The organism is Ectopseudomonas alcaliphila (assembly GCF_900101755.1).
Lineage (GTDB): Bacteria > Pseudomonadota > Gammaproteobacteria > Pseudomonadales > Pseudomonadaceae > Aquipseudomonas > Aquipseudomonas alcaliphila.
Genome location: NZ_FNAE01000008.1, coordinates 197,063 through 209,748 on the forward strand (window position 1 = coordinate 197,063; position 12,686 = coordinate 209,748).

Genomic DNA, 12,686 nt, shown 5'->3' on the forward strand with positions numbered 1-12,686 from the left:
GCCGGCCCGCCGCGCGCGCCAACGACCCCGCGAACATGTCCAAGAAATCCCGCTCCAGACTCTGGTTTCTCGTCCACAGCTGGCTGGCCCTACCGGTCTGGTTCTTCCTGCTGATCATCTGCGTCACCGGCACCCTGGCCACTGTCAGCCAGGAGATCGTCTGGCTGGCCAACCCGGACGTGCGCGCCAGCAAGCCGTCCGATGATGCGCAGCGCCTGAGCTTCGGCCAGGTACTGGAAGCGATCAATCGCGCCGAACCCGAGCTGATCGTGCAATCCATCGGCCGACCGGACGAAGACCACTTCGCCCTCACCGTAAACGTCAGCTATCCCGACGGCAGCTCACCGTCGCTGTACGTCAACCCCTACAGCGGTGAGATCCAGGGCGTCAGCCCGGAGTTCGACTTCCGCCAGTTCACCCGCGCCCTGCATGGCTGGTGGCTGGTGCCGTTCACCAACGGCTACAGCTGGGGCTGGTACCTGGTGTCGCTGATGGGCCTGCCGATGCTGCTGTCGCTGATCACCGGTCTGGTGGTCTACAAGAAGTTCTGGAAAGGCTTCTTCAGCCCACGCCTGCGCGTGGGCCAGGGCGCACGCATCTTCTGGGGCGACTTCCACCGTCTCTCCGGTATCTGGTCGATCTGGTTCATCGCGGTCATTTCCATCACCGGCGTCTGGTTCCTGATCCAGGCGATCCTCGGCGATACCCACGTGTCCATCTCCACCGAAGGTGTACCGCCAGTGGTGGCGCGCGAGGAAGTGCCACTGGCGCCGAGCGCCGCCGAGGTGCCGCGCATCAGCCTGGACGCCGCTGTGCTCAAGGCCGCCGAAGTCATTCCGGGCCTGGAGCCAAGTTTCGTCGGCCTGCCCGGCTATGCCTACGGCCATTATTCGGTCTGGGGCCGTGGCTGGTATCCGCTGATGTTCCAGTCCGCTTCGATCAACCCTTACAACGGCGACATCGACGCCACTCGCCTGCTCAGCGACCGCTCGGGCCTGGAATTCGTCACCGAGTCCATGCGGCCGCTGCACACCGGCGACTTCGGTGGCCTGTGGATCAAGCTGCTGTGGTTCATCTTCGGCCTGTTGCTGAGCATGATGGTGCTCAGCGGCCTGCTGATCTGGACCAAGCGCACCGCCCAGGCCACGGTCGCTGCGACCAGGCGTCCGGCGCGCGCGCCCAAGCCAGCCCCGATCATCGCCACCCGTGAAATCTCGGAGAGCCACCCATGAGCAAGGCCGCAACCGCCCCGGCCCCGTCCACCCTGGGCCGTTTCTGGCACAAGTGGCGCTTCCACCTGAACGTGCTGCTGGTGCTGATTCCACTGGGCTTCATGCCCAAGTACTTTCAGGATGTCGCGCTGTTCCGCGGCGCCAGCGGCCTCGGCGAGCGTGAGTTCGGCGAGGTCCAGGTCGGCCCCTGGAGCCTGCGCCTGGCCGAGTTTCGCAACCAGGCGCCGCAACTGGAAGGTCCGGCCGGCTATATGAAGAGTTTCAACGCCGCGTTGTGCCAGGCGTGCATCAGCCAGGTCAAGGTGGTCTACCTGCGCATCGGCAAGCCGCGCAATCTGCGCGCCGCTGGCGGGCTGTTCTTCGGCAGTCCCTATCGCATGGGCACGAGTATTCCCATACCGCCACGCACCAGGCTCGACGCCGAGTTGTGGATCACCGCCGAGGGTTGGGACGGCACGGTGCATCAGGCATCCATTCCCCTGGCCGAGGCTTCACCCGCCACCCTCACCTGGCTGAAACAACAAGGAGGCAAACCATGACCCAAAGCGCCCGCATCGGTCTGCTGATGCTCTGCACCGGCCTGTCCCCTCTGGCTCTCGCGCACAACCCGATCTGCGAATGCGAGGAGCACGGCAGCGGCGAAATCGTCTGCACCGGCGGCTTCTCCGACGGCAGCGGCGCCCCCGGAGTGACCCTCGACGTGATCAGCTACGACGAAGAAGTGCTGGTGCCCGGCAAGCTCGGCGAAGACTCCAGGCTCAGCTTCAAGCGTCCGGACGGCGAATTCTACGTGCTGTTCGACGCCGGCCCCGGCCACGTCGTGGAAATCGACCACACGGAAATCGCCAGCCAATGACCACCCAAGTGGTACGCCCGGCCGGCGCCGGGCACGAAAGCCTGTGGGTGGCCATCCTCAGCCTGGCGATCATCCTGCTGGCCGCGACAGTCATCAGCCTGCGCAGCGAGAGCCACGAGGAAGAAAGCATCGCCGCCCACCAGATCGATGCCCGCCGTGACCTCAACGCCGCCGAGCAGGGCATCCATACCGAGCTGGTCGTGGCCTTCGACGAGATCCTCATGCTGCAGGACGAACAGCAGGCCCTGCCCGAGCCGCAGCAACTGGCCGAAGAAGGCATTCCGCCCTTCACCAACGACGCCAGCACCGCCACCCGTGGCCACCACGCCTGGCAACTGCTGCAGGTCGGCGAGGACTATGCCTACCAGGGCCTGAGCGGCGACAGCGCCGTCGCCGGCTCCTTCCTGCTGCTGCCAAGCGCAGCGGGTGCCGACATCTGGCTCAACCGCGCCCGCGATGCCGCTGCCCCGCAGAACCTGCATGCCGATGCCCTGATCGCCGCCGGCTGGCGCCAGGTCGCCAGCCAATACGACGCCGGCGTCACCCGCCAGCACCGCCACTGAATATCGGGAACCCCTTCATGCCCTCTCGCTTCGTCTCCCGCCGCCTGCTGGCCAGCCTGCTGCTGAGCCTGGGCGCCGCCCTCGCCCCTGTGCTCGCCAGCGCCGACAACCACCGCCTGCGCATCGGCATCACCCTGCACCCTTACTACAGCTACGTCAGCAATATCGTCGGCGACCGCGCCGACGTGGTGCCGCTGATCCCGGCCGGCTTCAACCCGCACGCCTACGAGCCGCGTGCCGAGGACATCAAGCGCATCGGCGGCCTCGACGTGGTGGTGCTCAACGGCGTCGGCCACGACGATTTCGCCGACCGCATGATCGCCGTCAGCGAGAAGCCGCAGGTGCCGGTGATCGAGGCCAACGCCCGCGTCCCTCTGCTCGCCGCCACCGGCCAGGCCGCACGCGGCGCCGGCAAGGTGGTCAACCCGCACACGTTCCTCTCCATCACCGCCTCCATCGCGCAGATCAACAACATCGCCCGCGAACTGGGCAAGCTCGACCCGGACAACGCCAAGTTCTACAGCCAGAACGCCCGCGCCTACGGCAAGCGCCTGCGCGGCCTGCGCGCCGAGGCGCTGGGCAAGCTGACCAACGCCAAGGGCAGCGAGCTGCGCGTGGCCACCATCCACGCCGCCTACGATTACCTGCTGCGCGAGTTCGGCCTGGAGGTCACCGCGGTGGTCGAACCGGCCCACGGCATCGAGCCGAGCCCCAGCCAGCTGAAGAAGACCATCGACCAGCTCAAGGAACTGGACGTGCAGGTGATCTTCTCGGAGATGGATTTCCCCTCCAGTTACGTCGATACCATCCAGCGTGAGTCCGGCGTGAAGATCTACCCGCTGACGCATATTTCCTATGGCGAGTACACCGCCAGGAAATACGAAGAGGAAATGGCCCGCAACCTCGACACCGTGGTACGCGCCATTCAGGACGAAGGCGTATGACCGCCCTCGAAACCGCGCCGCCGCGCCTGCAGGGCCCCGGCATCGAATTCGCCGGCATCGATCTCAACCTCGGCCGTACGCGGATTCTCGACAAGGTCAGCTTTCAGGTGCGCGCCGGCAGCGTGCACGCTCTGGTCGGCCCCAACGGCGGCGGCAAGAGCTCGCTGATCAAGACCCTGCTCGGGCAGATGCCGCACCAGGGCGAGCTACGCCTGCACTGGTCGGCCGCCCCCGGCACCATCGGCTACGTGCCGCAGGCGCTGGAATTCGACCGCGGCCTGCCGATGACGGTGGACGATTTCATGGCCGCCATGTGCCAGCGCCGGCCGGCCTTCCTCGGCCTGTCGCGGCGCCACGCCCCGGCCATCGAACAGGCGCTGGCGCGGGTCGGCATGCTCGACAAGCGCAAGCGGCGCATGGGAGCGCTGTCCGGCGGCGAGCGCCAGCGCGTACTGCTGGCCCAGGGCCTGGTGCCCGAGGCGCAATTGCTGGTGCTCGACGAGCCGATGTCGGCACTGGACGAACCCGGCGTACAGGTGTTCGAGCAACTGCTGCGCGACTGGCGCCAGGCCGGCACCACGGTGCTGTGGATCGAGCACGACCTGCAGGCCGTCGGCCGCCTCGCCGACCGCGTCACCGGGCTCAACCGCCGCGTGCTGTTCGACGACTCGCCGCAGCAGGTGCTGACCCCCGAACGCCTGCTCGAACTGTTCTCCAGCCATCCGCGCCAGCAAGAGGCCTCGTCATGAGTTTCGAAGACATCCGCCTGGCGATCCAGGCCTGGGCCAGCGCCGGCTATTTGCCCGAGGCTCTGGCCTACGGTTTCGTGGTCAACGCCCTGCTCGCCGGCCTGCTGATCGGCCCGGTGCTCGGCGGCCTCGGTACGCTGGTGGTGGTCAAGCGCTTCGCCTTCTTCTCCGAAGCGGTCGGCCACGCCGCGCTGACCGGTGTGGCCATCGGCATCCTGCTCGGCGAGCCTTACACCGGCCCCTACGGCAGTCTGTTCGGCTACTGCCTGCTGTTCGGCATCCTGCTCAACTACCTGCGCAACCGCACCGGCCTGGCGCCGGACACCCTGATCGGCGTGTTCCTCTCGGTGTCGCTGGCGGTCGGCGCCAGCCTGCTGCTGGTGCTCGCCGGAAAGATCAACATCCATATCCTGGAGAACGTGCTGTTCGGCTCGGTACTGACGGTCAACGCCCAGGATCTCGCGGTGCTGGCGCTGGTCTCGCTGCTGGTGCTGGGCCTGGCACTGCCGCTGTACAACCGCATCATGCTGGCCAGCTTCAACCCGCAGCTAGCCAGCGTGCGTGGCGTCGCGGTGAAGCCGCTGGACTACCTGTTCGTGATGCTGGTGTCGCTGGTCACCGTGGCTGCGGTCAAGGTCATCGGCGCCATCCTGGTCGGCGCCCTGCTGGTGATCCCGGCGGCCGCCGCACGGCTGCTCAGCCAATCGCTGAAGGGCTTCTTCTGGCTGTCGGTACTGATCGCCACGTGCAGCACCCTGGCCGGCATCTTCCTGCCAATCGCCCTGGAACTGCCGGTCCCCTCCGGCGCCGCGATCATCATGATCGCCGGCCTCGCCTTCGCCCTCGCCGCCATCGCCCGCGGCACACTGCCTAGCCTGAAAGGGAACCTGGGATGACCCTGCAACGTCTTAGCCTCGCCCTGGCCGCCTGCGCCCTGCTCGCCGGCCCCCTGCACGCCGAAACACAGCCCGTGCGCATTCTCGCCAGCCTGCCGATCACCTACGGTCTGGGCGCCAACCTGATCGACGGCAGCGCCGTGCAGCTGCAACGCGCCGCCCCGGCCAACCTGCCGGCCAGCCGCCAGCTCTCGTATTTCGCCGGCCGCGGCGCGGGTGCACTGGAGAAGGCCGCGCGCGACGCCGACGCGGTGATCGGCCTGCGCTCGCTGTGGCCGGACGACCCGCTCTACCCGCTGGCGCGGCGCAGCAATATCCGCATCGTCGAAGTCGATGGCGCGCGCCCGGTGGACGGCGCCCTGCCCGGCATCGCCCTGCGCAGCGACGGCAACGACGCCCTGGCCAGCCAGCCCTGGCTCAACATCAACAACCTGGGGCGTATGGCCGACGTCATCGCCGCCGACCTGAGCCGCCTGGCGCCGGAGGCCAAACCACAGATCGAGGCCAACCTGGCGACGCTCAAGCAGCGCCTGCTCAAGCTCAGCGCCGCCAGCGAAAGCCGTCTGGCCGAGCTGGACAACCTCAGCGTGGCCAGCCTGTCGGATCACTTCGACTACCTGATCGACGGCCTCAACCTCGACCTTGTCGAGCTGAGTGTGGCGAAGGACGCCGAATGGACGGCAGAAACCCTGGCGCAACTGAGCGCCGACCTGCGGGACAACGACGTCGCTGCCGTGCTTGTCCAGCGCCAGCCGCCAGCCGATTTGGCCAAGGCGATCAGCGATGGCGGCAGCCGCCTGGTGCTGATCGAAGACAGCCAGGACGCCCCCATCACTGGACTGGAAACAGCCATCGGCCAGGTGCTGGACGCCCTGTCGCCCTGAGCGGGGTCAACGTCTCTGCCCGGGGCCTGGGTAGCCCGGATGAAATCCGGGAATGCCGACAATGCCGTGCCCCGGATTGCATCCGGGCTACGAGAGCGAGCGGCAGCCGCTTGAGCAGCGCCCCATCCGGATCGGACCAGCACCCGATCCTATTTTCGACGAGCGCAGCGCGCTCTGGACAGGCCCTTACAGCTCGGTAGCATCCTCGTCGCCGTCCGCTACGCCCTGCTCAAGGGCACTCAGTTCCAGCAGCTCTTCCTGATAATCATCCATTACTCGACTCTCCCGCATGATCCGTTCAACGACGAACAAGACGCCTGCCCATCAGGCTAGAACGGCGGGATGAAGGCAATATGACGAAAAGTCGCGGGCAGGAAAAATTGCGCGAGGAACAGGCGCTGCGTGAGTGGGAGGGGCTTTAGCCGCGATGACCAGCACGCAAGGCTCGCCGCTTGAGCACCTGCCACAGCGAAGCAGATGCACAAACGACGGCCAATAAAAAACCCGCTGATCTCGCGATCAGCGGGTTTCGTATATGGCGCAGCGGACGGGACTCGAACCCGCGACCCCCGGCGTGACAGGCCGGTATTCTAACCGACTGAACTACCGCTGCGTGTCGGTTGGACTTTCGTCCAGAAAACTCTTGAAGCGTTGTTGCATCTGATGGCGCCCTTGCGGGCTTTGCCATCTCAAACCGATGAAACATCGATCTGGGAAATAGTGGCGCAGCGGACGGGACTCGAACCCGCGACCCCCGGCGTGACAGGCCGGTATTCTAACCGACTGAACTACCGCTGCGCGTCGGTGGACTTTCGTCCTTCTCTCTAAGGCTATGGTGGGTGATGACGGGATCGAACCGCCGACCCTCTGCTTGTAAGGCAGATGCTCTCCCGGCTGAGCTAATCACCCATGTGCCTTAGCGAGGCGCGCACTTTATGCAGGCGGCGATGCTAAGTCAACACCCTGCTTGAATTTTTTCTGAAAAAGACGGGCTCACCACCCAGCTCATTCCATCTCTCCGCACAACTCGGCCGCACGCAGCAGAGCAGCAGTGAGGCTGTGGCGCTCCCAATCGGCCAGCGCGGCGAAACGCTGGTTGAACTCCGGCGGCATCAGCGACGGCGCCTGCTGGATCAGCTCGCGCCCGGCAGCGCTGATCAGCAGCCATTGACGGCGACGGTCCTGATCATCGCGCTGGCGCTGCAGCAGGCCGTGTTCCTCGAGACGATCGAGCAGACCGGAAAGCGTCGCTGCGGTCAGGCTGACACGATTACTGAGCACGCTGGCGGTCATGCGTGCCTCGCTGGCCAGCACCTGCAGCACCATCAACTGCATGGGCGTCAGCCCACCAAAACGGGCCAGACGCTTGGCATGCACCTCCCCCGCCTGCTGCAGGCGCCGCAGGGCCTGGAATAGTGGCATTTCAAAGGCCATGACAGATGACAGAACTATTTCACCAGGAACTTTTTTATCAGTCATAAGCACCAATTCATAACAACCAAAACTTTGACATGAAAGCATTATTTTGTTTTGGTGTAAAAGGCTCGACCACGAGCCACTCCCCAACGGCAACACCGGTAAGGAACTATGTGCGGAATAGCTGGAGAACTACGTTTTGATCGACGCCCCGCGGACCTGGCGGCAGTCGAGCGCATCACCCACCACCTGGCCCCTCGCGGCCCCGATGCCCACGGCTTCCATAGCCAGGGCCCCATCGCCCTCGGCCATCGACGCCTGAAGATCATGGATCTGGCCGAAGCCTCGGGCCAGCCGATGATCGACAGTGATCTCGGTCTGTCCATGGTGTTCAACGGCGCCATCTACAACTACCCCGAGCTGCGTGCCGAACTGGAGACGCTGGGCTACCGCTTCTTCTCCGGCGGTGACACCGAGGTGTTGCTCAAGGGCTACCACGCCTGGGGCGAGAAACTGCTGCCCAAGCTCAATGGCATGTTCGCCTTCGCCGTCTGGGAACGTGACAAGCAAAGCCTGTTCATCGCCCGCGACCGTCTCGGCGTCAAGCCGCTATACCTGTCGCGTACCGGCGAGCGCCTGCGCTTCGCCTCGTCGCTGCCGGCCCTGCTGCAAGGCGGCGATATAGCCAAGACGCTGGATGCCGTCGCCCTCAACCACTATCTGAACTTCCACGCCGTGGTACCGGCGCCGCGCACCATCCTGGCGGGCGTGGAGAAACTGCCGCCGGCCACCTGGATGCGCATCGACGCCGACGGCAAGATCGAACAGAAAACCTGGTGGACGCTGCAATTCGGCCCGCAAGGTGATGAAGCTGGCTACGGCCTGGAAGAATGGCGCGATCAGGTGCTCGACACCATGCGCGAAGCCGTGGCGATTCGTCAGCGCGCCGCCGTGGATGTCGGCGTGCTGCTCTCCGGCGGTGTCGACTCGAGCATGCTGGTCGGCCTGCTGCGCGAAGCCGGCGTGGAGAACCTGCTGACCTTCTCCATCGGTTTTCAGGATGCCGGCGGCGAGCGTGGCGACGAGTTCCAGTATTCGGACCTGATCGCCCAGCGCTTCGCCACCCGCCACCACCAGTTGCGCATTGGCGAGCACGAAATTCTCGATCAGTTGCCGCAAGCCTTCCGCGCCATGAGCGAACCGATGGTCAGCCACGACTGCATCGCCTTCTACCTGCTCTCGCGTGAAGTGGCCAAGCACTGCAAGGTGGTGCAGAGCGGCCAGGGCGCCGACGAACTGTTCGCCGGCTACCACTGGTACCCACAGGTCGACGGCGCCGATGATGCCTTCGCCGCCTACCGCGCCGCCTTCTTCGACCGCGAGCACGACGAATACGCGGCCTGCGTACAGCCCGCCTGGCTGACCGGCGACATGGCCGGCGACTTCGTTCGCGAGCACTTCGCCATGCCCGGCGCCAGTGCTGCGGTGGACAAGGCGCTGCGCCTGGACAGCACGGTGATGCTGGTCGATGACCCGGTCAAGCGCGTGGACAACATGACCATGGCCTGGGGCCTCGAAGCGCGCACGCCGTTCCTCGACTATCGCGTGGCCGAACTGTCGGCGCGTATCCCCGCGCAGTTCAAGCTGCCTGACGGCGGTAAATATGTGCTCAAGGAAGCGGCGCGCAAGGTCATCCCCAGCGAAGTGATCGATCGGCCCAAGGGCTACTTCCCGGTGCCGGGTCTCAAGCATCTGGAAGGCGCCACCCTGGGTTGGGTGCGCGACCTGCTGCTCGACCCCAGCCAGGATCGCGGACTGTTCAACCCGACCATGCTCGATCAGTTGCTGACCAACCCGCAGAGCCAGCTCACCCCGCTGCGCGGGTCCAAGCTGTGGCAACTGGCGGCACTCAACCTGTGGTTGAGCGAACAGGGTCTGTAACTCACATGGAGCGGCCCTCGGGCCGCTCCTGCAGGATCAATGGTCGTAGCCCGGTAAAGCCGGGATTTGTCGCGACTCAATGACGATCCGGCTCAGACCGGACGTAGTGAACACGGACAGGGACTATTCCATGCGCTCCACTGCCTTCAATCAACGCCTGCTACGCGGCCAGACACCGTCCTACGAACGCCTGCAGGCACGCCTGGCCGAGGATCACACCAGCCAGCCCAGTCAGCCACAAGCCATTCATTGCGGCTGGGGCCGCCTGCTGATCGGCCACACCTACCCGGACGCCACCGCACTGGCCGAATCCCTGCTGGGCGAGCAGCCCGGTGAGCGCGATATCGCGCTGTATGTGGCCGCACCGCATCAGGTGCTGGCCCACGCGCCACAGCAACTGTTTCTCGACCCCTCCGACACCCTGCGCCTGTGGTTCACCGATTACCGTCCGGCGCGCCGCAGCTTCCGTGGTTTTCGCATTCGCCGAGCGCAGAACGACACGGACTGGCAGGCGATCAACTGCCTGTACCAGACCCGCGGCATGCTGCCGATCGACCCGACCAAGCTCACACCCTACAACGAAGGCGGCCCGACCTACTGGCTGGCCGAGGACGAAGACAGCGGCGCGGTGATCGGCAGCGTCATGGGCCTCAACCACCAGCGCGCCTTCCGTGACCCGGAAAACGGCAGCAGCCTCTGGTGCCTGGCGGTCGACCCGCAATGCAGCCGGCCAGGCGTCGGCGAGGTGCTGGTCCGTCATCTGATCGAACATGGCATGAGCCGTGGCCTGAGCTATCTCGACCTGTCGGTGCTGCACGACAACAAACAGGCCAAGAAGCTCTATGCCAAGCTCGGCTTTCGCGAGCTGCAGACCTTCAGCCTCAAGCGCAAGAACGGCATCAACCAGCCGCTGTTCCTCGGCCCCGGCCCACAGGCCGAGCTCAACCCTTATGCACGCATCATCGTCGACGAGGCCCTGCGCCGCGGCATTGAGGTGCAGGTGGACGATGCCGAGGCCGGGCTGTTCACCCTCAGCCACGGCGGCAGGCGCATTCGCTGCCGCGAATCGCTGTGCGACCTGACCAGCGCCGTGAGCATGACCCTGTGCCAGGACAAGCGCCTGACTCATCGCGCCCTGTCGCGCGCCGGCCTCAGCGTACCGGCCCAGCGCCTGACCGGTAGCGCCGAAGACAACGCGACCTTTCTCGCCGAGCATGGCTCGGTGGTGGTCAAGCCCGTCGACGGCGAACAGGGCCAGGGCGTGGCGGTCGATCTGCGTACGCCGGGCGAAGTGCAGGAAGCCATCGACCGCGCCCGTGTGTTCGACCAGCGCGTGCTGCTGGAGAGTTATCACGAAGGCCATGACCTGCGTGTGCTGGTGATCGGCTACGAGGTGGTGGCCGCGGCCATCCGCCGCCCGGCCGAAATCATTGGCGATGGTCGCCACAGCATCGGCAAGCTGATCGATGCCCAGAGCCGTCGGCGCCAGGCTGCCACCGGTGGCGAAAGCCGCATCCCCAAGGATGCCGAAACCCTGCGCACCCTGCACGGTGCCGGCCTCGACTACGACAGCGTGTTGCCAGCCGGTGAGCGCCTGGCCGTGCGCAAGACCGCCAACCTGCACACCGGCGGCACTTTGGAAGACGTCACCGCGATCCTTCACCCGGCCCTGCGCGATGCCGCCATCAAGGCCGCGCGTGCACTGGAAATTCCCGTGGTCGGCCTCGACCTGCTGGTGCCCGCTGCCGACCAGCCGGAGTACGTGTTCATCGAAGCCAACGAACGCGCCGGCCTGGCCAACCACGAACCGCAGCCAACCGCCGAGCGCTTCGTCGATCTGCTGTTCCCGCTCAGCCTGGCACCGAGCTGAGCCTTCTCCCCCGGCCCTCTCCCGCATCGGGAGAGGGGAAACCCCAACGCCGAGGAGCTTGCATGCAACAACTACCTGAACCCGATCTCGACTACATGCAGAAGGTGCTGCTGGAGATGCTTGCCATCCCCAGCCCCACCGGCTTTACCGACACCATCGTGCGTTACGTCGCCGAACGCCTCGAAGAGCTGGAAATTCCCTTCGAGCTGACCCGCCGCGGCACCATCCGCGCCACCCTGCGCGGGCGCCAGAGCGAATACGAGCGTTTCGACCGCGCCGTTTCCGTGCACCTGGACACCATTGGCGCCATCGTTCGCGAGATCAAGGACAACGGTCGTCTCGGCCTGGCGCCGGTAGGCTGCTGGTCGAGCCGTTTCGCCGAGGGCAGCCGCGTCAGCCTGTTCACCGACAATGGCGTGATTCGCGGCAGCGTACTGCCCCTGATGGCCTCGGGGCATGCTTTCAACACCGCCGTAGACACCATGCCGATAAGCTGGGATCACGTCGAACTGCGCCTGGACGCCTACTGCGCCACCCGCGCCGATTGCGATTCACTCGGCGTTTGCGTCGGTGATTTCGTCGCCTTCGATCCGCTGCCGGAGTTTTCCGAGAGCGGCCATATCAGCGCCCGTCATCTCGACGACAAGGCTGGCGTCGCCGCGCTGCTGGCGTCACTCAAGGCGATTCGTGATCACAACCTGCAACCGATGATCGATTGCCACCCGCTGTTCACCATCACCGAGGAGGTCGGTTCCGGCGCCGCCGCCGCCCTGCCCTGGGATGTCAGCGAGTTCGTCGGCATCGACATCGCCCCGGTCGCACCGGGTCAGCAGTCCAGCGAGCACGCCGTCAGCGTGGCCATGCAGGACTCAGGCGGCCCCTATGACTATCACCTGTCACGCCAGTTGCTGCGCCTGGCGGCCGAACAGGAAGTACCGGTACGGCGCGACCTGTTCCGCTACTACCACAGCGACGCGCAATCGGCGGTCACCGCCGGCCACGACATTCGTACCGCGCTGCTGGCCTTTGGCTGCGACGCCACCCATGGCTACGAACGTACCCACATCGACAGCCTCAAGGCACTCAGCCGCCTGCTCACCGCCTACATGATGAGCCCACCGGTATTCGCCAGTGACGCGCAGCCGGCACAGGGTTCGCTGGAGCGTTTCAGCCATCAGCTGGAGCACGATGCGCAGATGGAAAGCGATACCCGCGTCCCACCTGTGGACAGCCTGGTCGGGCAACATGATCGGGACGCTTGAAGGCTGCAGCGCATAAAGGCAAAGTGACACAAAAGGACGACAGGGGAGCATCAGCTCCCCTTTTTCTGGCCTG

The 12,686-nt window shown here is 65.6% G+C and carries 12 protein-coding genes and 3 tRNA genes; 11 read left to right on the forward strand and 4 right to left on the reverse strand.

Features of this window, described 5'->3' with window-relative positions; all coding sequences use genetic code 11:
* The first annotated feature begins 35 nt into the window (after nucleotides 1-35).
* From BLR77_RS21075 to BLR77_RS21110, 8 genes are read left to right on the forward strand one after another with little or no spacing between them, the layout of a single operon-like run.
* Nucleotides 36-1,232 carry a PepSY-associated TM helix domain-containing protein gene (locus tag BLR77_RS21075; RefSeq protein ID WP_074681490.1) on the forward strand — a complete coding sequence of 399 codons (1,197 nt, stop codon included), beginning with the start codon at nucleotides 36-38 and terminating at the stop codon, nucleotides 1,230-1,232.
* Nucleotides 1,229-1,771 (forward strand): thiamine pyrophosphate-binding protein, encoded by a 543-nt coding sequence (locus BLR77_RS21080; RefSeq protein ID WP_074681492.1) that lies wholly within the window; start codon nucleotides 1,229-1,231, stop codon nucleotides 1,769-1,771. Before BLR77_RS21075 ends, BLR77_RS21080 begins: the two co-directional genes overlap by 4 nt.
* The gene (locus BLR77_RS21085; RefSeq protein ID WP_059391388.1) at nucleotides 1,768-2,088 is read left to right on the forward strand and encodes a hypothetical protein; all 321 of its coding nucleotides are present in this window, start codon (nucleotides 1,768-1,770) and stop codon (nucleotides 2,086-2,088) included. Before BLR77_RS21080 ends, BLR77_RS21085 begins: the two co-directional genes overlap by 4 nt.
* The gene (locus BLR77_RS21090; protein ID WP_074681494.1) at nucleotides 2,085-2,651 is read left to right on the forward strand and encodes a DUF6162 family protein; all 567 of its coding nucleotides are present in this window, start codon (nucleotides 2,085-2,087) and stop codon (nucleotides 2,649-2,651) included. Before BLR77_RS21085 ends, BLR77_RS21090 begins: the two co-directional genes overlap by 4 nt.
* A gap of 17 nt (nucleotides 2,652-2,668) precedes the next feature.
* A complete protein-coding gene (locus tag BLR77_RS21095) occupies nucleotides 2,669-3,595 on the forward strand; it encodes a metal ABC transporter substrate-binding protein (RefSeq protein ID WP_074681496.1) in 927 nt (308 codons plus the stop codon).
* A complete protein-coding gene (locus BLR77_RS21100) occupies nucleotides 3,592-4,344 on the forward strand; it encodes a metal ABC transporter ATP-binding protein (RefSeq protein WP_074681498.1) in 753 nt (250 codons plus the stop codon). The genes BLR77_RS21095 and BLR77_RS21100 overlap by 4 nt, the downstream gene beginning before the upstream one ends.
* Nucleotides 4,341-5,240 carry a metal ABC transporter permease gene (locus BLR77_RS21105; RefSeq protein WP_074681500.1) on the forward strand — a complete coding sequence of 300 codons (900 nt, stop codon included), beginning with the start codon at nucleotides 4,341-4,343 and terminating at the stop codon, nucleotides 5,238-5,240. The genes BLR77_RS21100 and BLR77_RS21105 overlap by 4 nt, the downstream gene beginning before the upstream one ends.
* Entirely contained in the window at nucleotides 5,237-6,124 is an 888-nt protein-coding gene (locus tag BLR77_RS21110; RefSeq protein WP_074681502.1) for a metal ABC transporter substrate-binding protein, read from the forward strand. The genes BLR77_RS21105 and BLR77_RS21110 overlap by 4 nt, the downstream gene beginning before the upstream one ends.
* Before the next feature lie 536 nt (nucleotides 6,125-6,660).
* On the opposite strand, the gene BLR77_RS21115 is transcribed toward BLR77_RS21110, so the two are convergent.
* The 4 genes from BLR77_RS21115 to BLR77_RS21130 form a co-directional block, all read right to left on the reverse strand.
* A tRNA-Asp gene (locus BLR77_RS21115) sits at nucleotides 6,661-6,737 on the reverse strand.
* Nucleotides 6,738-6,845: 108 nt separating this feature from the next.
* Nucleotides 6,846-6,922 (reverse strand) — tRNA-Asp (locus tag BLR77_RS21120).
* Between the two features lie 35 nt (nucleotides 6,923-6,957).
* Nucleotides 6,958-7,033 (reverse strand) — tRNA-Val (locus BLR77_RS21125).
* Between the two features lie 96 nt (nucleotides 7,034-7,129).
* Nucleotides 7,130-7,603: a MarR family winged helix-turn-helix transcriptional regulator gene (locus BLR77_RS21130; RefSeq protein WP_074681504.1), complete on the reverse strand. Its 474-nt coding sequence runs from the start codon at nucleotides 7,601-7,603 to the stop codon at nucleotides 7,130-7,132.
* Nucleotides 7,604-7,711: 108 nt separating this feature from the next.
* On the opposite strand from BLR77_RS21130, the gene BLR77_RS21135 reads away from it, so the two are divergent.
* From BLR77_RS21135 to BLR77_RS21145, 3 genes are all read left to right on the forward strand, one after another.
* Nucleotides 7,712-9,481 carry an N-acetylglutaminylglutamine amidotransferase gene (locus tag BLR77_RS21135; protein WP_074681506.1) on the forward strand — a complete coding sequence of 590 codons (1,770 nt, stop codon included), beginning with the start codon at nucleotides 7,712-7,714 and terminating at the stop codon, nucleotides 9,479-9,481.
* Nucleotides 9,482-9,611: 130 nt separating this feature from the next.
* Nucleotides 9,612-11,351, forward strand: coding sequence for an N-acetylglutaminylglutamine synthetase (ngg, locus tag BLR77_RS21140; protein WP_074681508.1), 1,740 nt, complete (start codon nucleotides 9,612-9,614; stop codon nucleotides 11,349-11,351).
* Nucleotides 11,352-11,413: 62 nt separating this feature from the next.
* The gene (locus BLR77_RS21145; protein ID WP_074681510.1) at nucleotides 11,414-12,613 is read left to right on the forward strand and encodes an osmoprotectant NAGGN system M42 family peptidase; all 1,200 of its coding nucleotides are present in this window, start codon (nucleotides 11,414-11,416) and stop codon (nucleotides 12,611-12,613) included.
* The last annotated feature ends 73 nt before the right edge of the window (nucleotides 12,614-12,686 follow it).